General features: G+C 48.8%; 22 protein-coding genes. 6 read left to right on the top strand and 16 right to left on the bottom strand.

Annotated features, from left to right (window positions below):
- Positions 1-42 precede the first annotated feature (42 nt).
- On the top strand, positions 43-858 hold the full coding sequence (locus tag AC58VC_RS25355; protein WP_497372541.1) for a glycosyltransferase family 2 protein: 816 nt from the start codon (positions 43-45) through the stop codon (positions 856-858).
- On the opposite strand, the gene AC58VC_RS25350 is transcribed toward AC58VC_RS25355, so the two are convergent.
- The gene (locus tag AC58VC_RS25350; protein ID WP_497372539.1) at positions 847-1692 is read right to left on the bottom strand and encodes a helix-turn-helix transcriptional regulator; all 846 of its coding nucleotides are present in this window, start codon (positions 1690-1692) and stop codon (positions 847-849) included. The two genes, AC58VC_RS25355 and AC58VC_RS25350, sit on opposite strands and share 12 nt — an antisense overlap.
- A 135-nt stretch (positions 1693-1827) precedes the next feature.
- Between AC58VC_RS25350 and AC58VC_RS25345 the strand changes: the two genes are divergently transcribed.
- The 4 genes from AC58VC_RS25345 (at position 1828) to AC58VC_RS25330 (ending at position 6047) form a co-directional block, all read left to right on the top strand.
- Complete coding sequence (locus AC58VC_RS25345) at positions 1828-2823, top strand: Gfo/Idh/MocA family protein (protein WP_497372537.1); 996 nt, start codon at positions 1828-1830, stop codon at positions 2821-2823.
- A gap of 44 nt (positions 2824-2867) precedes the next feature.
- Positions 2868-3806: an aldo/keto reductase gene (locus tag AC58VC_RS25340; RefSeq protein WP_497372535.1), complete on the top strand. Its 939-nt coding sequence runs from the start codon at positions 2868-2870 to the stop codon at positions 3804-3806.
- A 607-nt stretch (positions 3807-4413) separates the two neighbouring features.
- Positions 4414-5154, top strand: coding sequence for a (S)-benzoin forming benzil reductase (locus AC58VC_RS25335; RefSeq protein WP_497372533.1), 741 nt, complete (start codon positions 4414-4416; stop codon positions 5152-5154).
- A 137-nt stretch (positions 5155-5291) separates the two neighbouring features.
- Positions 5292-6047, top strand: coding sequence for a DeoR/GlpR family DNA-binding transcription regulator (locus AC58VC_RS25330; protein ID WP_161410428.1), 756 nt, complete (start codon positions 5292-5294; stop codon positions 6045-6047).
- Between the two features lie 52 nt (positions 6048-6099).
- Here AC58VC_RS25330 and AC58VC_RS25325 read toward each other — a convergent pair whose 3' ends face one another.
- The 15 genes from AC58VC_RS25325 to AC58VC_RS25255 form a co-directional block, all read right to left on the bottom strand.
- Entirely contained in the window at positions 6100-6294 is a 195-nt protein-coding gene (locus AC58VC_RS25325; RefSeq protein ID WP_497372531.1) for a YbdD/YjiX family protein, read from the bottom strand.
- 4 nt (positions 6295-6298) lie between these two features.
- Complete coding sequence (locus AC58VC_RS25320) at positions 6299-8368, bottom strand: carbon starvation CstA family protein (RefSeq protein WP_497372529.1); 2070 nt, start codon at positions 8366-8368, stop codon at positions 6299-6301.
- A gap of 114 nt (positions 8369-8482) precedes the next feature.
- Positions 8483-9232: a LytR/AlgR family response regulator transcription factor gene (locus tag AC58VC_RS25315; protein WP_497372527.1), complete on the bottom strand. Its 750-nt coding sequence runs from the start codon at positions 9230-9232 to the stop codon at positions 8483-8485.
- Positions 9233-9238: 6 nt separating this feature from the next.
- Positions 9239-10855, bottom strand: coding sequence for a LytS/YhcK type 5TM receptor domain-containing protein (locus AC58VC_RS25310; RefSeq protein ID WP_497372525.1), 1617 nt, complete (start codon positions 10853-10855; stop codon positions 9239-9241).
- A gap of 223 nt (positions 10856-11078) precedes the next feature.
- Positions 11079-11384 carry a hypothetical protein gene (locus tag AC58VC_RS25305; RefSeq protein ID WP_497372523.1) on the bottom strand — a complete coding sequence of 102 codons (306 nt, stop codon included), beginning with the start codon at positions 11382-11384 and terminating at the stop codon, positions 11079-11081.
- Between the two features lie 33 nt (positions 11385-11417).
- Positions 11418-12656 (bottom strand): MFS transporter, encoded by a 1239-nt coding sequence (locus AC58VC_RS25300; RefSeq protein ID WP_497372774.1) that lies wholly within the window; start codon positions 12654-12656, stop codon positions 11418-11420.
- A 191-nt stretch (positions 12657-12847) separates the two neighbouring features.
- Positions 12848-13867 carry an ROK family protein gene (locus tag AC58VC_RS25295; protein ID WP_497372521.1) on the bottom strand — a complete coding sequence of 340 codons (1020 nt, stop codon included), beginning with the start codon at positions 13865-13867 and terminating at the stop codon, positions 12848-12850.
- The gene (gene nagZ, locus AC58VC_RS25290) at positions 13864-15498 is read right to left on the bottom strand and encodes a beta-N-acetylhexosaminidase (protein WP_497372519.1); all 1635 of its coding nucleotides are present in this window, start codon (positions 15496-15498) and stop codon (positions 13864-13866) included. The genes AC58VC_RS25295 and nagZ overlap by 4 nt, the downstream gene beginning before the upstream one ends.
- Positions 15499-15524: 26 nt before the next feature.
- Positions 15525-16358 carry a carbohydrate ABC transporter permease gene (locus tag AC58VC_RS25285; RefSeq protein ID WP_497372518.1) on the bottom strand — a complete coding sequence of 278 codons (834 nt, stop codon included), beginning with the start codon at positions 16356-16358 and terminating at the stop codon, positions 15525-15527.
- Positions 16355-17239 (bottom strand): carbohydrate ABC transporter permease, encoded by an 885-nt coding sequence (locus AC58VC_RS25280; RefSeq protein WP_497372516.1) that lies wholly within the window; start codon positions 17237-17239, stop codon positions 16355-16357. Before AC58VC_RS25280 ends, AC58VC_RS25285 begins: the two co-directional genes overlap by 4 nt.
- Positions 17240-17250: 11 nt before the next feature.
- On the bottom strand, positions 17251-18591 hold the full coding sequence (locus AC58VC_RS25275; protein WP_497372514.1) for an extracellular solute-binding protein: 1341 nt from the start codon (positions 18589-18591) through the stop codon (positions 17251-17253).
- 94 nt (positions 18592-18685) lie between these two features.
- Complete coding sequence (locus AC58VC_RS25270) at positions 18686-20311, bottom strand: response regulator (protein WP_497372512.1); 1626 nt, start codon at positions 20309-20311, stop codon at positions 18686-18688.
- Complete coding sequence (locus AC58VC_RS25265) at positions 20308-22128, bottom strand: sensor histidine kinase (protein WP_497372510.1); 1821 nt, start codon at positions 22126-22128, stop codon at positions 20308-20310. Before AC58VC_RS25265 ends, AC58VC_RS25270 begins: the two co-directional genes overlap by 4 nt.
- Positions 22129-22203: 75 nt before the next feature.
- Entirely contained in the window at positions 22204-22659 is a 456-nt protein-coding gene (locus tag AC58VC_RS25260) for an OsmC family protein (RefSeq protein ID WP_497372508.1), read from the bottom strand.
- 5 nt (positions 22660-22664) lie between these two features.
- Entirely contained in the window at positions 22665-23048 is a 384-nt protein-coding gene (locus tag AC58VC_RS25255) for a DMT family transporter (protein WP_497372507.1), read from the bottom strand.
- A 678-nt stretch (positions 23049-23726) separates the two neighbouring features.
- Here AC58VC_RS25255 and AC58VC_RS25250 point away from each other — a divergent pair.
- The gene (locus tag AC58VC_RS25250; RefSeq protein ID WP_497372505.1) at positions 23727-24416 is read left to right on the top strand and encodes an endonuclease domain-containing protein; all 690 of its coding nucleotides are present in this window, start codon (positions 23727-23729) and stop codon (positions 24414-24416) included.
- The last annotated feature ends 651 nt before the right edge of the window (positions 24417-25067 follow it).

Genomic DNA, 25067 nt, shown 5'->3' with positions numbered 1-25067 from the left:
TTGAGGTAAGCTTAATCTATGATAAATCGGAGGTGCTTCTTGTTGTCTGATCAACCCTTGGTGTCCATTATTATCCCGACGTATAATCGTCGAATTGAGCTTGCTGAGCTCGCAGAATCATTATACCGCCAAACGTACAAAAACCTGCAAATCATTGTCGTCAATGATGCCGGTCCTTCGGTAGATTTCATTCAGGAGCTATACCCGGAGCTCGCCATTCAAATTGTTAATATGCCGCAAAACCTCAAGCACGTTCACGCTCGAAATCGCGGCCTGCAAGAGGTGAAAGGCGATTACATCATGCTCTGCGATGATGACGATCTGCTGCTCCCCATGCATATTGAACGTATGCTGCAAGAAATTGAAGGTTATGATCTTGTCTACCCGGATGTCGAAATCTTCGATTATATCTATGAAAACAACGCCCGCTCGATCACGAACCGATTCGTTTTCGCTTATGAATTTGATGTGCCGGCGATGCGCAGATTTTCAACCTTTTTCTCATCAGGCTGTATTTTCCGTCCTGAATTGATTGAAGCCTTGGGACCTTTTGACACGGAGGTGTTCCATTACTGGGACTGGGATTTCTTCTTAAGAGCAGCTGAGAAATTCCGTGTGAAGCGCGCGCCCATTGCCAGCGTCCTCTACGCTTTTGCCCAGCAGGGCACCAGCAACATGTCAGGTCAGCTTGATAATATGCGCCCCTTTTTGGACATGCTCTCTGTCAAACACGGGCTTGGCGATCTGCCTACCAAAAATTTCTTCCTCCTGCTTGAAGAACCGGAAGTCAAGGAACGTCAAGCCGAGACCGAAATCGTTTGGGATGGAGAACCTATTCGCTCTCGCTTATTCAAATAAACCTTTGCCGTACAAGCTTCGAAATTCGCTCGGTGTCATCCCTTCTTGCTCCTGAAAGCGCTGGTTAAAATAACTGGCGCTGGCATAACCGGCTTGAATCGCGATCTCTTTGATCGCTAAGCTTTCCTTCTCGATCAAACGCTGCTTTGCAAATTGAATGCGGCATAGGGTAATGAAGGAGAGCGGTGTCATCGAGGTCGCTTTGCGAAACAATTTGCAGAAATAATAAGTACTTACGCCTGTGAGCTCCGCCCATTCTTCGAGAATGAACGGTTCGCAGGCTTTTTGCTGCATGGTAGGAAGTATAGCCAGAATCCGGTCCACGGACTCTATCCCTCGGTTGCTCGTTAACGGGGCCGCATAGCTCATGAATTCACTCAGAATCTTATAGGATAACGTCGAGAGATTCGTCGGCTTCAGAATGCTATTCGACTCCGCTTCTAACAAGAGCTCGTGAAACGCCTCCTCCAGCTCACTCCATCTTTTGAGTGTCCATAACGTACGCAAAAAGCCTTTTTCCAACATAAATTCCTTCAGATGGCTCCCGTAAAAATGAACCCAACGAACGTCCCACGGATCTTCCTTGGAGGAATAATAACGCTGCTCTTGAAATGGAAAATAAAGAAAAGCATCGCCTTTTTGAAGCACGTGCTGCTCCCCTTCAATCTCCACATATCCTTTCCCTGAAAGAATAAAATGAATGCTGTATGAATCATAATAACCTTCCTGCCTATAAATCGAATGGTCGGGAAAATCCTGATACCAGCCAACCGATTCTGGAAAAATAAAATAGGGGCATTGCTGCAGCCTCGGCAGCATGACTTGCCTTCTCATCACTCGCGCCCTCCTCTACCAATGACAATATTCCGATATCTGATGCAATATATTATCATATTCATTTTAAATAACTCGTTTTATAATAACAATATAACGCTATTAAATATTTTTTTCAAAGGAGATCATAACGTCATGACAAAGCTTCGTTGGGGAATTCTAGGCTGTGCGGGTATTGCAATTAGGGCGTGTATTCCCGGAATTGTGCAGTCACAAACTGGTGTTGTAAGCGCTATAGCGAGTCGCGATTTGCAGAAATCACAAGAAGTTGCGGAGAAGCTTAATATTCCAAAAGCTTACGGCAGTTATGAGGAATTAATTGCCGATCCCGATATTGATGCTTTGTATATACCTCTGCCGAACCATCTTCATAAAGAGTGGACGATTCGTGCTGCTGAGGCAGGGAAGCATGTGCTATGCGAAAAGCCCGCTTCACTTACTGCTGCTGATGCGGAAGAAATGGTTGCGGCTTGTGAGAAGGCCGGCGTACAGTTTGCCGAAGCGTTCATGTACCGCCATCATCCGCGTTACACGCGAATTAAAGAGATCATTGATTCCGGAGAAATCGGCGATATTCGCGGCATTCATGGCGCGTTCACTTTCAGCAATCCGAACGACAGCAAAAATGTCCGTTACAAACGCGAGTGGGGCGGCGGTTCATTATATGACGTTGGCTGCTATCCAATCAGCGCAGCAAGAATGATTCTAGGCCGAGAGCCTGAAGCGGTTACGACGCACGCCTTCTTCTCCCCTGAGCATGATGATGTCGATATGATGATGTCTGGACTTGTAGAATTCAGCGGCAATGTTGCGCTAACCTTTGACTGCGGCATGTGGGCTGGTTTCCGTAATACGATTGAAATCGTCGGAGCGACAGGCCGTATTGAAGTCCCTTCTGCCTTTGTCACCCCTACAGATGAATCCGGTCAATTCATTGTCCATGTCGGCAATGAACGCCGGGTAGAAACCGTTCCATTCCTGAACCAATATGCGTTAGAAGTTGACGACTTGGCGTATGCCGCTTGGGGCGAGAAACAGCCGAATTATCCTGCTAATGACGCCATTCTTAACATGAAAGTACTTGACGCTTGTCTGGAATCAGCAAGAAAACGTTCCCGCATTGTTTTGTAACCTATCTATAATTACTTATCATACGAAAGGTTGGGATGATTGCGATGAAGCACATTCAAATTAAAGGCTTAGATAAACCTGTTTCCAAACTGATTATGGGCTCTGACTTTTTCCGTCTGGACAACCGTCAGGAAGTCAGTGACGTTCTTGGACATTATTTAGCGATTGGCGGCAATACCATTGACTCCGCCTTTATTTACTGCGGGGGCCAGAGCGAGCAAGCGCTTGGCATTTGGATGGATGAACTGGGCAACCGCGATGATATCAACATCTTCACAAAAGGTGCGCATCATGATCAGAACGGTCCACGTGTGAACGCAGATGCGATTCGCAGCGACCTGTTCACATCACTCGAGCGACTTCGCACCGACTACATCGACCTCTATGCGCTGCATCGCGATGACCCAGCCGTACCGGTCGGAGTGATCCTGGAAGCGCTGAACGAGCATGTAGAAGCTGGACGCATTCGCGCATTCGGCGGCTCCAACTGGACGCACGCACGTCTGCAAGAAGCGAACGACTATGCGGCGAAGAACGGCCTTGTCGGCTTCAGCTTCAGCTCTCCGAACCTCAGCCTCGCGAAAGCGAAAGAGCCTTTCTGGAGTGGCTGCGTCTCCGTCGACGAGGAAGCTCTGCGCTGGCACGAATCTACACAGCTGCCGCTGCTGTCCTGGTCTTCGCAGGCGCGCGGATTTTTCACGGGCCGGTACTCGCCGGACGTGCTCGATAACGCTGATCTCGTTCGCGTGTTCTACAGCGACGAGAACTGGACGCGGCTGCACCGCGCGGAACAACTGGCACAGGAAAAAGGCGTAACCGCGATTCAGATCGCGCTCGCCTACGTGCTGAGCCAGCCGTTCCCGGCTTGCGCGCTCATCGGACCGCGCAACGAGGCCGAAATGCTCTCATGCCGCGACGGCGCGGAGCTTGTGCTCACTCCGCAGGAGTTGGCATGGCTTGATTTGACTGCAGCTACGGTGTAGCTGCATGATGTTAGCCCCGGCGGGTATTGCCGGGGCTTTTTCACGTTGTTTGTCACCGTGTCATCAACAGACGCGGTGATTCTTCTACCTTGCCTCTTATCCAACGCTATTCATCACTCCTCCCACCTAAGCTACTCTCCACCGCTATTACGTTGCTCCACCTCCACACACGCTTCACTTCCCCCAGGGTATCCCAGTGCTAGGGAGAAGAACCGATTGAAGTATTTTCGATGGATTAGATGGAAAAACTGGCGTTAATCTGCGCTGCAGGGTGATAGGGAACGGAATAGTCGGGAGAAACTCCATCTAAATCGTCGGCAGCTGTCCGAAATTACCTTGATTTGCCAATATTAGCTGGAGAAATTCCAGTTATTATCCAAAATCAGCATCATTTGTAGCAAATAACAGGAGTAATCGGCGTTAAGTGAATGAAATGCATCAACTCAGACGCCCAGTACCAAGGGGACGTCCGATTGAGATGCCTAATCTGCTCTACTGAGTGGCAAGGAATGAAATAGAGGTCTACAGTTCCCTCTCGCCGAAACAGTTGGGAGATACGGATACTGGCTGCCTCATACCCACCCACTCTAATTAAGGAGTTGTCCAAATGAAGTATTTTATTATTACCGGTACATCCCGCGGTCTTGGAGAAGCGATGGCGCTTAAGCTCATCTCTCCTAATCATCACTTGATCTGCATTTCTAGGACAAGGAACGATAACCTAATAGCTGCTAGTAGTCACCTAGAGTACTACGAATATGATTTGAGAAACGACAACGAAATCGAAGCTCTGATGGAGCAAGTGTTCCAGAAAATCGATCTTACAAATGCCGAAGGAATCTACCTCATCAATAATGCGGCCATCCTCTCGCCTTTTTCCCGAATCGAGCAGGCTAACTCACAGGAATTAATGGACAACCTACATGTCAATCTACTCGCCCCGATCGTGCTTACCTCCTGTTTTATTCGCCTAACCCAGCACCTGCCGCTAGAAAAACGCATATTGAACATTTCCTCGGCCTCTGCCAAACAGTTACTTCCAGGTATGAGTGCATATTCGACCGCCAAAGCTGGTCTCGATATTTTTTCAACATGCGTGGGATTGGAACAGGGTACGGAATCAACGGCTGTCAAGATCGTTTCGGTTTACCCGGGGATGATCGATACAAGTCTACAAGAACAGGCAAGGAACACAAGCAACGAGGCGTTGACCACACCTGATATTTTTAAAATGGTAAAAGATCGCGGTATGCTGGCATCCCCTCATGCAACAGCCGACAAGTTGATCAGCTTGTTGCTCGGCCCCTCCTTCCATCAAGGCACAGTCATAGAAGAGCTCCTCATGTAGCCACAGACTCGAGCACCCCTGCCTGTTCCTAACCCTCCACCTAATGGACGGCTTATCCATCCACATGATAAGATAGAAGCTAGCACTACTTACATCGTTAGCTAGTTTTCCACGAGGAAAGCTTTTTAGGAGGTTCCATGGGAAAGACAGATATTCGCCGAGATGCCATTATGCAAGCCATCAAAGATAAAGGCTCCATCGCCTTGATCGATATCGTTCAGCAATTTGGCGTATCGGAAGCAACAGCCAGGCGGGATCTTGAGATTCTGGAGCAAGAGAAACGCTGCATCCGCACCTTCGGAGGCGCCGTGCTGGAAAGCTTAAAGGTGGAAGTCCCCTTTTTCAACAAAATGGACCTTTATACAGAAGAAAAAAAAGAAATCGCCGACAAAGCGCTTAACTTCATCGAAGACGGCGATATTATCGGCTTAACCGGTGGGACGACCACGACGTTCATCGCCAAAAAGCTAAACCAATTCAAGAACCTCACCGTCATCACGAATGCGGTGAATATCGCCTACGAGCTGATTGGCACACAAGGGCTGCAGCTCATTCTGACCGGCGGCGTGATTCGCACGCAAACGTTTGAGTTATCGGGACCACTCGCCAATGCGACACTCGATAATCTCAGCATCCGCAAAACCTTCATGGGCGTAGACGGCATTTCCTTAACTCGCGGCATGATGATCTACAATGAGCTGGAAGCCGAAACGAATCGCCGCATGATGAAGCAATCCATGGAGACGTACCTCGTGGCGGACCATTCCAAGTTCAGTCGCAGCTCCCTATTTGTTATCGGTGAAGTGCAGGAAACGACCGGAATTATTAGCGATTCCAAAATAACGCCAGAAATGAAGGAAGCCTTCAAAGACGCCGGCGCCCCTTTCCTTTAAAAAGAAAAACTCGACCTCTCGGCTTATCACCGGGGATCGAGTTTTTTTCATCTTAACAGCACCTATTAATTTTGCCGCTTTCATAACGCTCATGAAGAGACTGCATGTAGAATTCTTTTTCCGTCAAAATGGGATGATCCGGATGATGTTCCTGCTGATGCCTCACATATTTGTCATAGTCCGGGATGTTGAAAATGACTTTGATCGTCTTATTAAACTTGTGCGAAAAACTTGTGATCTTTCTCACGGGATCACCCTCCAAATGTGGATTGGACGAACGGCGATTCTTGTAGCTGAGGCTTTTGTTTTTGGATGATAATGTTGAACCACAAACGTATTGAAATGATGATTATCAGAAGGACTACGATCCCAAAGAAGATTGTTAACCCCGCATCGATATAGTTATTCGTTACGATTTGGTGCATAACGTCCATGTTTTTGGCGGGTGCTATGACTTGGCCTTTATCAATTCCCTCTTGATATTTTCTGGCAGCGGATAGAAATCCGATCGTTGGATTCGGTGAAAAAGCTTTTTGGTAGCCAGCGGTCAACGTCGTCACGGCCAGGAATACGAATGGGATCATGCCTACCCACGCATAGCGGGCTTTGCCCATTTTGATCATAATCGTAACCGCTACGGCTAAAGCGATGGCAGCCAGCATTTGGTTGGCAATACCGAATAGCGCCCAAAGGGAGTTAATTCCCCCAAACGGATCGACAGCTCCTTGATACAGGAAGTACCCCCAAGCCAAGCAAACGATCAGAGAAGCGATGAAATTGTATTTAAAATCTTTGGTTTGGCCAAAAGGTTTGTAGAAGTTGCCGACTAAATCTTGCAGCATAAACCGGCCGACACGTGTCCCCGCATCAACGGCAGTCAGAATAAAGACCGCTTCGAACAAGATAGCGAAATGATACCAGAACGCTTTGGCCCCATTTAAAAAAGAAGAGAAAATCTCAGCCATACCTACGGCAAGCGTTGGTGCTCCACCCGTTCGGGAGAGGATGGTTTTCTCGCCGATTTCTTTGGCCGTGCCCGTAATTTGATCAGGCGTCAAAGTGAAGCCCCAGGATGAAATTTTGGCAGCGACAGCAACAGGATCGGTTCCAATAACAGCCGGAGAGGAATTCATCGCGAAGTACAGACCAGGCTCCAAGGAGCAAGCCGCAATCAATGCCATAACGGCAACGAAAGATTCAGCGGCCATACCGGCAAAGCCGATGAACGGCGCATGGCTTTCTCTATCAATCATTTTCGGCGTCGTACCCGAGGAAATCAATGCGTGAAACCCGGAGACCGCGCCACACGCAATCGTAATGAACAAGAACGGGAACAAATTGCCGGAGAATACGGGTCCAGTACCGTCAATGAACTTCGTTACGGCAGGCATTTTTAGTTCAGGTAAAATCACCATAATACCGCCAGCGAGCAGAAGGATGACCCCGATTTTCAAAAATGAACTTAAATAATCCCGTGGAGCAAGCAGCACCCAAACTGGCAAAATGGAAGCAATAAGACCGTAGATCACCATCAAAACCGCAATTTGCGGGGCGGTGAACGTAAACATGCTAGCTAAAGCCGGACTCTCTGCAACAAACTGACCTGACCACAAAACGATCATTAACAAAACGAAACCAATAATCGAGCCCTCGATTACTTTGCCTGGACGAATATAGCGCATATAGAAGCCCATAAAGATAGCAATCGGCATCGTCATCGCAATGGTGAACATGCCCCATGGGGATTCTGCTAACGCTTTCACAACAACAAGCCCAAGAACAGCGACAATAATAATTAGAATGGCAAGCGTTGCAATAGAGGCTAAAGTACCGCTGAATGGGCCCACCTCATCCTTGGCCATCTGCCCGAGCGACTTACCGCCACGGCGCATGGAGCCTACCAGGGTCACAAAGTCCTGCACGCACCCCGCAAGAACCGCTCCGATAATAATCCAGAGAATGCTCGGTAAGTACCCCATTTGAGCTGCCAAGATCGGACCAACCAGCGGACCCGCCCCTGCGATCGCAGCAAAATGGTGACCAAAGAGGACATACTTGTTTGTGGGCACAAAGTCTTTGCCGTCGTTTTGAACGTGAGCCGGTGTTGCACGCTTGTCGTTAAGCTCATAAATCTTGCGAGCGATAAAACGACTATAGAATCGGTAACCGAACGAATACGTACAAATGGCGGCAATAATTAACCAAATCGCTGAAATACTTTCGCCTCTCGAAAGTGCGAGCATCGCGAAGCCTGACGCGCCAAGTAGGGCAATGACCGCCCAGATCACGTAGGAAGCAAATTTGTTTTTTAATAGTGACATATCTATGATCACCCTCCAGATAACATGATTGTTAGCGCTTACAAGGAGTATAGCTTGTTTGGGGAACAAGCGGAATACCTGTAGCGCAACATGCCATTTTCGAGACCCATGATGTTAAATTTCCAGTTTCAAACGCAGCTGTTTCACATAATTTCGGCTGACAGGTATGGTGCTTCGCCCAGCATCCTCCATAAGTAGATTGTACGCACCATTCACCCAGGTCTTCATTTCTGAGATCGCTGCGAGGTTAACGAGATAGCTTTTGTGACAGCGGAAAAATCCGTACGGCTCCAGCTTCTGCTCCAGCTCCGATAAGGTATACGAAACAATATAGGCCTTATCATGAAGGTGAACTTGAACATTCTTAACCTCCTTGCTGATATACATAATATCCTTCGGAGAGACATATCTGATCCCTTCGTCTAATTCTAATGCGAGCTTTACGCTCGTCTTAATCGATGCCGACGTGCTTAGGGGCGCAGCCGCTGTGCTGTTCTGAGGCTGTATTTTACGCAGCTCCCTGAACACAATCGCGATATCCTCCTCATCGTACGGCTTAAGCATATAATGAAAAGCACGCAGCTTAAACGCGTGAACGGCATATTGATCGTAGGCTGTGGAAAAAACAATTTTCACCTGCGGGTTCATTTCTCCTACGATTTCGGCAACCTGCAGGCCATTAAGGTCCGGCATATCCATATCAAGAAATAGCACATCCGGCGCCAATTCTTTGACCTTCTTAATGGCATCCATTCCGCCGACTGCCGCGGTGACCTTGTCCACCTCTTCGCTGCTTTCCAACAGATAAATCAATTCTTCTCTAGCCGGCTCTTCGTCATCCGCAATGACAATATTCCAACCCACCCGCCATCACCTCACCCAAAATTTAATAGTTGTGCCTTCCCCTGGCTTGCTTTCAATCTCCAAAGGATGCTCTTTACCGTAATGATAACTTAGACGCTGCTCGATATTCCGCAAAGCCAGCCCGGCGTGTTCCAACTGACTTTCGGTTCCAGCGGTTTCAAGACCTACTCCGTTGTCCTGTACAGTAATACGCGCATGGAGCTTCCCCTCGTCGTCGGGCTCCTCCTTCACCGAAAGTCGAATGACACCGATACCCGATTTGTTTTTGATACCATGAACAATGGCATTCTCGATCAGCGGCTGAATCGTAAATGGAGGAATAGCATGATCCAGCAGCCTTTCGTCAATCTCAGCGTAAAATTCCATCTGTTCGCCCAGACGGGATTTAATTAAGCTCAGATAAGACATAACCAGCTCATATTCATCACGTATGGTGATAAGGCGCTGGTTGCCGTGACTCATATTTTTGCGCAAAAACTTAGACAAATGCATCACCATCTGACGGGCTTCTTCCGGTTTCGTGCGGATAAAAGATTTGACTGTGTTCAGCACATTAAACAGGAAGTGGGGGTTCATCTGCGCTTGCAGCGAGCGAATCTCCGCATCAGCCAAAAGCTGTGTTTGCCGATCCGACTCGACGAACGCGTACTGCTGGGAAAGCAGCTCTGCCAGAGAGGAAAGCATGCGTCTACGGGACGGATTGTCGTCCTGCTCCCGCTCGAAATACAGCCGAAACTGCCCAACCTGGGGCCGATTCGGAACACGGATGATGAGATCGTTCCAGTGCTGCGTTTTTCTCCCCTCTGCAATCCATGACACGCCATCCTTGCTGAAAAATGCGCCTACCGACTTCATTTCCTCATTTAACACCTTCGAAATTTCCGCTACCGCCTTATCGAAATCCAACCGCCAAAGCGGCATCGTCATATCCGCAATTTGCAGCGCTTGATGCGCATGTTCCGCGCCAATTCTGGCCTCTTCACGCTCCATCGTGTTGTATAACACGAAATATAGAGCAACGCCAACGCTATTCGCAAGCGTCTGGGGCAAACCAATAAGCGAAACCAAGTTGAACGCATCATCCCAAGGCTTGGCCAAGGCAAGAATAAGAATCATCTGCAGCGCTTCAGCCATGAATCCAACGAGAAATGCGAGCTGTACAGAAGCTATCTTCCGGAAGCGTTTCTTGAACGCATTACGACACAGCCCTGCCAATATGCCCTGCAGAATAGGAGCAATCATACAGGCAACAGCTACAAATCCACCTAAGCTGTAGCGATGCACGCCGGCTACGATGCCGACGATAAAGCCGCTTTTGACACCTCCAAGCAGCCCCGCAATGACAACACCAACGGTACGCGCATTCGCAATCGCCGCAGTTGGAGAAACCTCGCCAATCCAAGGCGCCGGCCTGTAGGTGTAGTCAGAAACCGTCACACCCGAATAAGTGGCAAGAATCGCATACGCGGAGAAAAAGAACAGAAAGCGCCATTGATACGTCCTGTCACCTTGATAGCTCATATAGCTGCGCATCCAGCGGCTGCGGGAAAACGCAAACGCAAGCGCTATCAGAAAACCGACCCGTTCCATCATATCAACGAACAATTGAATCAATTGAAGCATGACTCACACACCTTTTGCATTCTCATACCGTTATCCTAACAGAAATCGCTTTGGCTTGCAGTAGAGTCGTTGTAATGGGTGGGAGTCGGCGTTAGCGGCGGGCGTGGGCAGTCTTGGACGGGGACTAGGGCGATGAGATACGTTGAAAAACAACGTCTCAGCTTCCACATTCGGGGTTTACATCCTGCCCCTTATCTTTAAGCTTGTTTTACAACGCTAACTTCTACCTTCTGCTCTCTACGCCTACTTTAGCGTTGAAAAACATCGTTGCAGGGCGTGCCGCCGCAATGGCCGGGGTTGTAACGATGTAAATCATCGTTACAGGCCACACGCAGCACGGATGCGAGGGGTTTTCGCTCATGCAGCGTTGAAAAACATCAGTACAGGGCACACGTGCCGCCGCATTCGGGACTGGAGCGATGTAAAACATCGTTACAGCAAAACAGCTTAGTCGATGGTACTCATTCCAGAACGCACTATCCGATCTGCCACCTTCAACAAAAAAAGGACTCCCTAAGAAGTCAGACAAACCTTCTCAGAAAATCCCCTTTTTTAACAAAGCCTAACCAGCTTTAACTTCCTCGCTGCTCGGCTTAGGTGCAGCACTTGCTTTGTACTTCAACGTAGGCAGCATAATAAACACACCAATCAGGAAGAGTACGGCGGAAGTGACATAAATGGACTCCAACGTGAAGGAAGCTTTAATTCTACCTGCCAAACTCATTGTGAGAACCATGGCACCCATGAACAACGGATTCAAAATTCCATTCACACGACCAACGAAAGATTCCTCCGTGTTACCGAGGATCAATGTGGAGATCCCAATTTGAATCGCAGGCATCACTAGACCAGAGAAAAATTGCATCAAGAGAGCCAGCCATACCAAATGAGTCAATCCCAAGACGGCAAAAGTCACGACACTTACAGTCATTCCGATAATTAGCAGTGCTTGCGAGGACACTTTTTTGGAGAAGCCCATAGTCGCTCCGCCGCCTACGATCATCGCTATCCCGTTCGCGGCCATAAACCATTGCAGATCTTCCTTCGGCAAGCCAAGATTCTCAGTTACAAGAAAGATGCCAAGCGGAGATATCAAACCGATTGCCAGACCTGCTACTGCAAAACAGCCGCCTAAGGTGACAAGCATTTTATTACCCATGACATACTTAAAACCTTGACCCATTTCGGCAAAAATATGTGTGGATGGTTTTTCTGTTCCTTCTTCATTTTTACGGTCTGCTGGAAGAAATGTAAGCACAAGCGCAGAAAGCACAAAGCAAACACCCATGATGGCAATCGCCACTTCAATTCCAAAATGATAGTAAACAAATGTCCCCATAATAGGACCAAGGATCATAAAAATCGCCATCATCGATTGAAACATCGACATGCCCATTTGCATCTGGGATTCAGGGACATGAACTTTGAACAACTTCATCCCGGACGGCTGCGAGAACTGAGACAAGATTGACGAGACTAACGTGGCGAAAAAGATCGCTTTCCAAGAGCCGTAAAATAGTGTCACCATAATGGCAAACACAGACGCAGCACTGAGAATATCACACCAGACCATCGTCAATTTGGGTCTCCAACGATCCGCAAAGGCACCTCCGATAAACGAGAAAATAAAAATTGGTGCAAACTCGGCCACCGAAATTAAAGAAACCGAGTAAGGATCATTATTAGTCATGTCTGTGACATAGAGAAGAATCGCAAAGTTACGAACCCAAATTCCGATTTGTAAGAAAAGACCGGACAGCATGATGGATTGCACGAAACGATTGGCAAAAAACGAGCGCATCGTCGGCGTATCCGAAGCTATTGCTTGAGACAAAGAAAACACCCCTTCATTAATAAGATAGTCTTATAAAACAGGACCTTCTTCTTACGTACTAAGAAGAAACAAAGTTTCATAAACCTTTTCTACTTTAACGAAAAAGGTGCCTATCGTCTAGTGACATAGGTCATATGACCAGTAATAACCTAATTACCTCAGCGTGACTGAGACATGAGCAGCGCGGCCCCAACGGCTCCTGCGGAGGACCCGAGCGCAGATGCTGCGAACCGGACCGGTCCGCGAATCGAAGGCAAGCAGCGCTCCTCGATGATTTCGCGCATCGGCCCAAGCAGAGGCTCGCCGATATGCGACGCGCCGCCGCCAAGAATGACCACCTGCGGATTCAGCAGGTGGAGGATGCTCACGAGCCCGATGCCGAGGGCTCGGCCCGCTTCGCGCAGGATGCCGCTAGCTGCGGCATCCCCTTCCGCGGCTGCGGCGGCGACCAACCGCGCATCCACGCGGTCCGGGTCGCCTCCCGCGAGCCGCACGAGGGCGCCCGCTGCGCCCTCGCCAGCCCGGCGCACGTGATCGGCGCCGCGGCGGCCAATGGCAGTGCCTGACGCGTATAGCTCCAGGCACCCCACATTCCCGCAGGGGCAGAGCGGCCCATTTCCATCAATGGAAATGTGACCGAGCTCCCCTGCGTTATGATTCGTTCCGGCGATCAGCTGCCCGCCGGATATGATCCCCCCGCCGATCCCCGTGGAGATCGTCACGAACACACAGTCCGGCGCGCCTTCACCCGCGCCGGCCAGCCATTCACCGACCGCCGCTGCGGTGGCGTCGTTCTCTAGCCTGACCGCGCAAGCGAAGCGGTCCGTCAGCACGGCGGCGACGGCTACGTCGCGCCAGCCGAGATTGGTGGCGAAGGTGACGACACCGTTCGCCGTATCCAGCGTGCCCGCGGTGGCGACGCCAATCCCGCGGAGTACGCCGCGACCGCCGGGCGCGGTCGCGAGCAGCCCCTCGATCAGGCTACTGAGCCGATCGAGTACAGCCGCCGCACCCTGCTGCGCCAGGGTGGGGATTTCTTCCTTGGCGATGATGCTGCCATCGCCGCTAATGAGCGCGGCCAACATCTTCGTGCCGCCCAGGTCCACCCCAACAAAGTACTCCCGCAGGAACACGTCTTGTGTTATTACTTCCTCCGTCCTTTTCATCTCCTCACTCATACTCCCTGCCTCCATCCAATCGCGTATTGTTCCGACAACGTAACAGGCAGCCGCCCAACTGGCTTGTCACGCCCCAGGAGCACATTCGCCAGAGATACCATCGCCAGCGGACGATTCTCATAACAAGCCAAATACGTCTTCACCTCAGGAAACTCAAGTAAATCATAAGGATTCCTTCCTGCAGCCACGATAAGATGCAGATCATCTTTCTTAACCAAACCCTTTACCAGCTGAGTCTGTCCTTGCGAGAAAGTAGCATTATAAGTCACCATAACCACCTGCTTCTTGCCTTCGGCAGACTGCAGTGTCGCAGTAATCTCCGACTCAGAAGGAGATAATCCTAAATATACCTCTTGAACATGTATTCCCGTGAGTTCCGACAGTGTGCTGCCCAGTGTCCCCTGCCGCTCGACAACCTCATCGATTTCCGTTCCCGTCTGCACTTCCGTCCAGATCACAAGCAGCGACTCGTTCATATCCAGAAACTTGCCTACTTCGTCCTTCACTAGCGTAATGCTTTTGCGGCTCAGCTCCTTAGCCAAAATTTGATGTTCAGGCGTTGAAATAGGTCCCTCAGGAACCGGAGCCAGCTTGTCAAACTGGATAGCTCGTTTATATTTGTGGGTCATTACTCGAAGAACAGACTCATCAATGCGAGTCTCCGGAATACGTCCGCTTTCGACGGCTGCAATTACGGCTTCCATGGCGGATACTTGGCGATCCAGCGTATGACTGACCAGAATGAGATCCGACCCGGCCTCAATGGCACGAACCGCTCCTTCAGCTACTCCAATTCCTTCAGAAATCGCCTTCATTTCCAAACAGTCCGTCACAATGAGACCTTTGAAGCCCAGTTCCTCCCGCAGCAGCTCTGTTAAAATCCGATACGATAACGTTGAGGGTACACCGTTTTGTTCCAATGCCGCAAACACGACATGCGCGGTCATAATGGCGTCTACGCCGCCTTCAATCGCTTTGATAAAAGGTGCAAGCTCAAGCTCCATCAGCCTCTCCATGCTATGCGGAACAATCGGCAGATCATGATGCGAATCCTCCGTGGTATCCCCATGACCCGGAAAATGTTTGACCGTCGCAATAACACCCATGTCCTGCAAACCTTTCACAGCATGCGTACCCATATCACCGACGATTGCCGCGGTCTCCCCATAGGAGCGTACGCCGATAACTGGATTCAAGCGATTATTGTTAATATCCAGGCATGGAGCAAAGTTCATGTTCACGCCCATTAGACGCAGTTCCTTGCCCATGATTTTGGAGCTTGCGTACACGCCCGCCGGTGCAAAAGCAGCCCCAAGCGCCATATTCCCTGGCAGCAAAGTGGCTCCTTTTTCAATTCGGGACACCATACCGCCTTCTTGATCCACCGCGATAAATAACGGTTGTCCCCCGCTGTGCAGGCTCATCGCTTGCAAGTCTGCGGACAAATGAGCCAATTGGTGCGCATCTTTCACGTTGCGCCGGAAGTAGATAACGCCGCCAAGCCCATACTCCTCAATTAGCTGCGTAATAGCTGGATTGGGCTCCAGAGCATCAAAGCCGCAAATAAACATTTGACCAACTTTTTGCCGCAAAGTTAATGGTTTATGCGGGTTGCTGGATGTGGATGACATAGTGGACACGCTCCTTGGATAAGTGGTTAAGCTTTCATGCAGGCAATAATTCGTTTCTGCAAAAGGACATACATCAGAAGGGCAGGGATAAGGCTGAACATGATAGCTGCGCAAAGCGAGCCATAGTTCATATTCAGCTGGTCATAGAAGGCCACCATGCTCACAGGCAGCGTGCGAAATTTCTCTTTTGTCAGGAACAGGTTCGCCATCATAAACTCATTCCAATTGCTAAGGAAATTGAGCATAAACACGGGAATAAGCGTCGGTACGGTAATCGGAACAATGACGCGCCACAGCAGTCCATAGATGGATAACCCATCCATTGTGCCAGCTTCCTCCAGCTCACTCGGGATCGACTTAAAAAATGCGCTAATCATGAAAACCGTGAGCGGTAGTCCGAGCGTTATGTAAGGTAAAATCAAAGCGAGAGGCGTATTGTACAGATGCATGCTTCTCAGCAGCATATACAGAGGGACGAGCAAAGAGCCAGCTGGCACAAGTAAAGCTACCATCAGAACTCGATTGATGACCTTGCTTAGTCCAGGATGCTTCATTCGTGTCAAGGCAAAGGAGGTGCTTGTACCGAGGAGTAACGTCATCACGGCCGATATAACCGAAATCACGAGACTGTTCGTAAAATAGTGCGAGACATGCGCGCCTGTCCACGCGTTCCAATAATTGGACAGCAGCCACTCCTTCGGAAAAGACCAAGGGAATGCGATGATTTCTTTATTCGTTTTAAAAGAAGAACCCAGCACCCAGCCCAGAGGGAACAGGATGATTCCTATGTATGCCATAAGTACGGCATGCGGGATGGTGCCGCGGAGGGAGATTGCTTTTCGCTTGATCCAAATCTTCAAAACCGCACCTCCTCTTGCTTCGCCGTCAACCAGCCAAACACAGAAGTCAGCATACCCGTGAATAGAAGAATGAGCAGCGCGATGGCATTCGCATAGCCATACTCGCCGATCCGGTACGCCTTTTTATACATATAAGTGGCCATTACTTCCGTTATCCCGTATGGATTCCCACCTGTCATCACAAAGACGATATCCAGAGCTTTCATCGCCCCAATAATCGAAAGTAGAATCATTACGATGATCACGGGACGTAAGAGTGGCAGCGTGATCGACCATGCTTGACGAGCGCTCGACGCGCCGTCCATTTCGGCTGCCTCCAGGATGGTTTTGGGGATCGCATAAATCGCAGACAACACGAGAATCACATAAAAGCCAACCCACTGCCAGGCATTCGTGACGAGTACAGAAATCATGGCTGTCGATTCGTCAGCTAACCATGTATGCTTCCAAGCCCCTAAGCCCACAGCTTCCAGCAATTGATTCAGCAAGCCCGCTTCAGGGTGATAAATGAATCCCCACAACACACCGACAACAGCTGTCGACAGAATCGTGGGAAGGAATATCATGGTTTTATAAAAGCCCGTCCACCGCCGGATTTTGCTCACCACCAGAGCTAAAATAACAATGAACGGGATCTGTACGCCAATAGAAAAAGCAATAAAATACAAGTTGTTTCGCATTGCGATCCAGAAATATTTGTCCAGAAAAGCTTGCGTGAAGTTGTCCAGACCGTTCCACTTGGCAGGTAGGATCCCGTTCCATGCTGTAAAACCGTAACGCATCGCCATCAGCATGGGATAATAGAAAAAAATAACCAGCAAAAGCAGTGCAGGTATTGTAAAAATGGCGTAAGCGAGTGGGTTTCTTCCTACTTTGTTCATGGTTCATCCTACTAATTCGTATGAGTTTCTTCCTTATTTGAAGCGTTCTGCTGCTTCTGTATGTCCGTCATCAGCGTGACCGGATCCGTTCTTCCGCCGACTAATTCCTGCATGCCGCGTTCCAATTTCTCACGCACCTTGGTTTGAATGCGCGAGTCGAATGCAGGGAATTGCCCTTTGCTGGTTGCAAACACATCCAAGATTTGCGTAATCAACGGATTCACATTGCTCGTATCCTGCAGCTTCATAGCAGGCGGCATGCCTTCTTCGACCAGCTGTCTTTTTTGCATCGACTCATTGTACATCTGTCTAATAAATTCCTTAATGGCATCAAGCTGCGCTGGAGTAACTTTCTTCGAGAAACCATAGGCGTTCGACCACCCGCCGTTGATGAAGCCGTCCCCAGGGCCGCCCATGTCTGGGAAGCTCATGAACCCTACATCCTTCACAATGGCAGACTTCTCCGGATCAAGTAGCGGCGTATTGGCCCAACTACCGTCAAACATGAACGCTGCCTCTCCGCTGCTGAATTTGTTTTGCTGCTCGGCATACGAAAGTGCTAAGCTGCCCTCTTGGAAATACCCTTTTTTCACGAGGGAATCATACTTCTCAAAAGCATCCACGACATCCGGGTCTGTCCAATGCTTGCTTCCATCCAGAAAGCCTTCAACGGAATCGGGCCCAGCCGTGCGCACCCACATGGTGTTGCTCATCATATTGATGACCCACGAGTCTTTGGCTGCCAGCGCGAATGGCGTTATCTTCTGGGCTTTCAGCTTGGCCGCAGCGTCAAGCAGCTCATCCCATGTCTGAGGAGGTTTAATTTGATGCTCTGATAAAATCTTTTTATTATAATACAAGCCCTCCACATATCCGGCCATCGGGATTCCATATATCTTACCGTCGACTGTAAACTCTTCAAAGCTGTAGAACTTGTTCGTTAAACCCAATTCACTCAAGATCGGCGTCAGATCCAGCAATCTATTCGCTTTGACATAATCCTTCGTATCCGTCCCGCCGAACAAGTCGAAAATCTCCGGTGGATTCCCGGCAGCCATCTCGGCTCTCAGCTTTTCAAATCGATTCACCTTGTCCTCTACGCCATCCAGTGTAATCGACAGGCCTGGCACCTTCGCCTCCGTAGACTTCACTACCTCCTGAAGCATCGCCAAACGCTTTTTCTGTGTATCTTTCACTTGCGTGTGACGGATCGTCAGCAGGATGGGTTCGCTTTTTGCCCCTGGGGTAGGCGCTTCGTTGTTTGGGCTGGATAGGTTTAAGCTGCTGCAAGCGGACAGGATGAACGATACGGCTACAACCCCTGTCACCGGTAACAACGTTCTTATTTTCATCTTTCTTGATCTCCCTTAGGCTTGCATGTTAAGTATAAAATAATGATGGGTCGTCCTAAAGACCGATAAATTCCTTATATAGGGACAAAATTCTCTACTTCGGCTCCATGCGCTTCTCCCGATACTCTGAAGGAATTTCACCCGTAAACTTCTGAAATACTTTTGTAAAATAACGACGTTCCATATAACCAACGGATCGTCCGATATCGGTAATATTTTTATCGCTGTGCAGCAGCATGGATTTCGCCAGCTCCATCCGGTGTTTCGTTACATATTCAACGAAAGTTTCCCCGAAATGCTGCTTAAATAATAGGCTAAAATAACTCGAAGAGATGCCGAGGGAGCTCGCTATATCTTCAATGCCGAAATCATTCGAATAATGGGTTCGAATATATTCCTTCGCCGCCGTCATCAGAAGCTCGCTGTTCTTCTTCTTATTCGTCCCTTCCAGTCCGATAGCTGCGAGCTGCACCATCACTTGAAGCAGGTGCTGAATGCTCTCGCTTTTATCCAGTTGACGCCAAACCTGCTCTTCTTCCTGTGCATCGAGTGAATTCATCTCGCGCAATTCGCGAAGCACATGCAGGATCAGGAAATGCAGCATTTGATACGCTCTGGCAAAAGAACTATTCGGCAGCCCCTCCAGCAAGAGTTTCAGCCGATCCAGAGCGTCCTCCGTTTTCGTACGATTCAACTGTTTGAGACCGGTCACAATCTCCTCAACCAAATACCATAAGGAGCTGTTTGCGTCCGTCGGCTCTTTGGAATCCTTATAGAACAGCACAGACTCCTGTTTATCCAGATTTAACTGCATGAACCGCTGCAGCTTCCGATATGTATCAGAGAGCAAACGCAAGCCAACAGCACTAGGATAAAAGCCTACACTAATGCCAAGTTTGACGGATTCGCGGACATCTCTTTGCAATTTTATCGCCACTTCGTACAAATTAGCCTGCATCTGCGCTTCCTCTGTTTGGGTTCCATTGTCCTCTTCCCCGTAACTGTCCCATTGAATAAGCAGGCACCATTCGCCTTCACGCATCTGCAGAACGGAATACTCCGCTTTGTAATTGGCCAATGAATCTTGCATAACATTCCGGACGGCGAAATTCCACAGCCTTCGCTCTTCCTCTGACCAAGGAAGCGACTTTTGCGAATAATCATCCACATCGATCATCATGAACGAATACTTCATGGTTTCCAGATCCTTATTATCTATCGGAAGCAGGGTATGAGTTGAAATTTCCGTATAGTTCATGAGGACATCCTGCAGGATCTTCTCATAGGCCAAATTTTTCATTTTTCCCCACTTTTGCTGCTCCTCTTGCTTGATAGCCTTGTTTTCCCTGACTTCACCAGCCAGCTTACGGATGCAGTTTTCTAACTCTTCATAGTTAATCGGCTTTAAGATGTAATCACTGACACCAACCCGCATGAGCGAGCGCGCATACTCGAAATCCTGATAGCCTGTCACCATCAGCACTTTACATGCCTCGTTGATTTCACGGAGCTTTTGGACGAAAGTAATTCCATCCATCAAAGGCATCCGAATATCGCTCATCACCAAATCCGGTCCATGCAGGCTGGATAGCTCCAGCGCCTCAACCCCGTTCTTGGCTGTCCCTACAATATCAATTTCCAGCTCAGCCCACGGAATAACCGCCTGTAAATTACGTAAAATGTTAGGTTCATCATCCGCCAGAATCGCTTTTAGTCTCACAGGCCTGCCCCCTTTGTTTTGGGAATTACAATCTTCATCGTCGTCCCATGTCCTTCCATGCTGCAAATAAACATGCCGTAATGCAGGCCGTACTGGATACGTATGCGGTCAGCCACATTACTGACACCTAGACCTCTGCGCTCTTCATTGACATTTGCATCTAAAATTTCGTGAAAAGGCGTTTCCAGCTCTGTTTTATAATGAAATTTAGCTAATTTCTCATTGGAGATGCCTATCCCGTTATCTGTGACATACAGCCCGATCTGCTCCCCTTCATCGAGGATTTTGATCGAGATCACTCCCATGTAATCAATCGGCTCAAAGCCATGCTGCAGAGCGTTTTCTACGAGCGGTTGAAGCGTAAGCTTCAGAATGCTGTAATCCAAAATCTCTGGGTCTGCTTCAATTTCATAGCGGAATTGGTCTTCAAAGCGGAATTCCTGAATTTCGAGGTAACTCTTGAGATGATCAAGTTCTTGTTTAAGCGAAATCTCTTCCCTGCTCTCCATGCCGATCCGCAGCAAATTGCCTAGTCGATACACCATTTGACTGACTTTCTTCCCTTGGTTTTGAATCGCGAGCACATTGATAGACTCCAGCGTATTAAAAAGAAAATGCGGCTTAATTTGCGCTTGCAGCAGCATGAGCTCAGCTTTATTCTTACGATCCTGTTGGCGTTTGACTTCTTCCAGCAGGTCCTCGACCCTCACAACGAGACTATTAAAACCTCTGGCGAGCGCCGTAGTTTCATCCTTGCCGCTTTCCTCCATGCGGGTCGTTAGATCACCGCGTTCTACTTTTTTCATGGAATTGAGCATGCGCAGAATTAACTGAACAATGCGGCGAACAAACACGAGATTATAGACCAGGGCAAAAAATAAACAAACAAACGTAATCCCCGCGACCAGCTTCATGATCGTTTCGATTTCTCCCGCCACGTACTTCCATGACGTAATCGATACGACGCTCCAGTCCTGCACACCCATTTGATTAATATTTAAGTGATAGAGAGAAACTAGACTTCTTTCATTTTGAAAATTAGCTTGAAAGCTTCGGTTGCTTTGCCGCAGATCCAGCTTGCCTTGCAGCAGTTGAAGCACATTGGCGCCTTCCAATTGCTGCTTATTGTCATAGAAAATAAGTCCGCTCTTATTTACGAGCAAGTAACGCTTCGAGCTATCTTCATTCGTATTAAAAGATTTGAAAATTTGATCGAGCTCATTAAACTTAAATTTCAGGAGCATGTAGCCAAGATTGTCCATCGTCCAGAAATCCTTAACCAACCTCGCTTGATAAAACTCCCCGCGGCCAGCCCCCAGCTCCTTATATTCAGAGGGTCCCATCCACATGGGACTCCCATTCAGTTCCTTTATCTGTTCAAATGCCGTGCTGCTCGACAGCGTTTTCCATGGCAGCGTATTTCCGCTCGTTCTCCCCGCGCTGAAGGATTTGCCGGCATTGTTATAAATGACAACCGACTGGATCGGTGAGTAGGTCAAAATTGAGCCGCGCAGCAAGGTATCAAACGTATTCAAATCATAGGACGACGGAGCTTCTTCGTTCGGCCTGACCTCATCGATCGTTCGATAGATGCCCTGTATGCTGTCTTTAACCATCCAAAAGTCTGAGAAATAATTTGCTTCTTTGAACATGTAATAGATATTACGAGAAATCGCCTGCAGCGTAACTTCGGTTAAGTCACCGTATTTCTTCTCAATTAGCTGTTGGGATACGGTATAGACAGCCGTGCCCAGCACGAACAAAGGGATAATGATAAAAAATAAAAATCCGATAAACACCTTTTTGTTCAAATTCATCGACGTTTGGCTGACCCCTTCTAACCCGAATCAGGCACCATCCTTGTGCTGGTGCCTATTACCTGCTTTTTGACACTATAATTGACCCATCTTATCGTCGGATCTAATTTCGGGTTCCACCGTGACTTCCACGTTGCCTTTAAGTGCTTTACTGATCATACATGCCTGTTCAGCCCGATAGGCTGCTCTGTTTATTTTATCCAGTTGATCTGGGGAAGTATGAGCGGGAACAGAAATGACCGGGCGGTGTATGATGCGATTCACTTTCATCGCTGGACTGTTCTCAACGTAAATCTCCGATTTCAGTTCAAGCGAGTGAATACCCTGGCGCTTCACCAGCATGCCGAGCGTTATGAGATAGCAGGTTGCTGCTGCACCAAGCAAGAGTTCTTCAGGATTCGTGCCGATGCCAGGACCATCTAGCTGGCTTGGCACCGAAATCGATGCAGCCAGGTTGCCTGCTCGAATGTGGCCTGTGCCGTCCAAACCGCCGGTCCACTCTGCTTTCAAATCAAATCGATGCTCACTCATCGGTCTCACTCCTTTTTTAATGTTGCCGCGGATGGCTCTAGAGGCTTGCTGGACTGCTGCGCTTGCGCTTCATCTCCGCCACTTATATGCAGCCCGATTACTCCTAAAATGATAAGCACAATGGAGATTACTTTCAGCGTGGAAATGGACTCATTGAACCACCATATGCCGATGATCGTAATCAGCGCCGTCCCTACCCCGGACCATATGGCATAGGCCAAAGAAACTTCAAGCTGCTTCAAAGCCAGCGTAAACAACGTGAAACATATGATGTAACAAATCCCCATCACTACTGCGGGACCAACTTTTGTAAAACCAAATGACATCTTCATTGCCGTCGTGCCTATCGTTTCAAATAGGATAGCAAGCAGCAGAAATGTCCAATTCATATTCCAAACCATTTCATCCATCCTCTACACTGATCTTATTGCTCTCATTGTAAAGGAATGGAAGGCGTTTCACCAGTTCGTTCATAGGCAAAATCAATTAAAAAACCGCCCCCACCCTGTGATCAGGGCAAGAACGGTCTTATTAGCGCAATGGATGAAGGCTGCTCACTTCGTGTGATAGGCTCTTCTAAAGGATTGCGAATATTGATTTCTATGAAAATGCATAATCCATGTGTTGGAATCAAAACAATGAAAGCCCTACCTCTCTTCCATCCTTGCGGCTCCAATGACCGCGCCAGTACGAATTGCTTTACAAACACCTGCTGCCGAAACACGATGACACTGCCTCGGGTTTACCATAAAATGAGCTGATTTTACTGCGTCATTGGGAGAAATAACAAACAAGGAGAGGGGGTTACTTTCTACTCGCTAATCGTCCGTATGGGGGTAAATGAGGTTTAGCCTAAAGTGTTCATATTGTTCACTTCAATCAATCTATCTAATATACACGAATGTTATGAAAATGTCAAGACGACTACTCCCATTAAACTAGTTATGCTATTATGGAAATAATTTCAATCGGCTGTGAAGCACACGCCGCTTTTCTTGATCCAGCATGGACTGCTGCTGAATCTAGGGAGGCGGCTTATTTTATTCATTTTTATTGGGGGTACTAGCATGAATGAGCAATTACGTAATGCATTAGAGAATTTCCTAACCGAGCATCTCGCGAAAAGGGAGGGAGAGCGATATCGCAGACTCAAAGAGGGCCATGGCCATGCAGAACAATTGTTTCTTCAGCAGGTATGGTGGCCTGCCTTCGGCAACTTCTCGGCTTTACACCCTGAGTATGAGGTGAAAGACTTTCGGGATGGGACTCGATTTCTTGACTTTGCTTTTCTGCGGCACTCCCTGAAGTTAGCCATCGAAATAGATGGTTACGGGCCTCACGCCTCCCAAATCAGCCGCACCCAATTTGCCGACCAATGGATTCGCCAAAATCATCTCATCATCGACGGCTGGAAAATCCTCCGTTTTTCCTATGATGATGTCAAAACCCGCCCCCGTATGTGCGAACAAATTCTGCAGCAATTCATGGGACGATTTCTGGGCCGCGATGCTTCAAAGGATGTTACGGTGAGTTTTGTGGAGAAAGAGGTTCTTCGTTTTGCACTCAACATTGGAAGAGCTTTAAAACCAAACGATGTATGCGCTTTGCTTGACATTGGTTCACGTAAGTCCTACCAGATTCTAAAGGCAATGACTGATAAATCATTACTTAAACCTGCCGGCGACGGTAGAAAGTGCATTCGTAGTTACAATTTGCATGAACAAGCATACACAATCTGGGAGAAAAACAATCACTAAACCTCCAGCAAATCCGGTGAATCCAGTCTATTCGGCTCTCTCGCGTTTAATCGGCACACGGACGACTAACCAGAACTGCTGAGGCGGCCTTTTCGGACGGCTCGCACTTCATTTCCTCCGCTACACCTCCGGAGACGGCATTTTAGGCTCTCTCGGGCAGCCTTAGGCAGCTATCCGACTGCCAAACACTCCTGAGGCGGCCTTTTCGGACGGCTCGCTCATCATTTCCTCCGCTACACCTCCGGAGACGGCATTTTAGGCTCTCTCGGGCAGCCTTAGGCACCTGCCCGACTGGCAAACGCTGCTGAGGCGGCCTTTTCGGACGGCTCGCTCATCATTTCCTCCGCTCCACCTCCGGATCCGGCATTTTAGGCTCTCTCGGGCAGCCTTAGGCACTTGCCCGAATGGCAAACACTACTGAGGCGGCCTTTTCGGACGGCTCGTGCTTCATTTCCTCCGCTACACCTCCGGAGAAGGCATTTTAGGCTCTCTCGGGCAGCCTTAGGCACCTGCCCGACTGGCAAACACTGCTGAGGCGGCCTTTTCGGACGGCTCGCTCATCATTTCCTACGCCATAGCTCCAGAGACGGCCTTTTCAGCTCTCTCGGGGAACCGCGTAGCCCTCAGCCCAACCAACAAAAAAACCGCGAG

The organism is Paenibacillus sp. J22R67, assembly GCF_059692175.1.
This window is presented reverse-complemented; position numbering and strand designations above follow the sequence as displayed.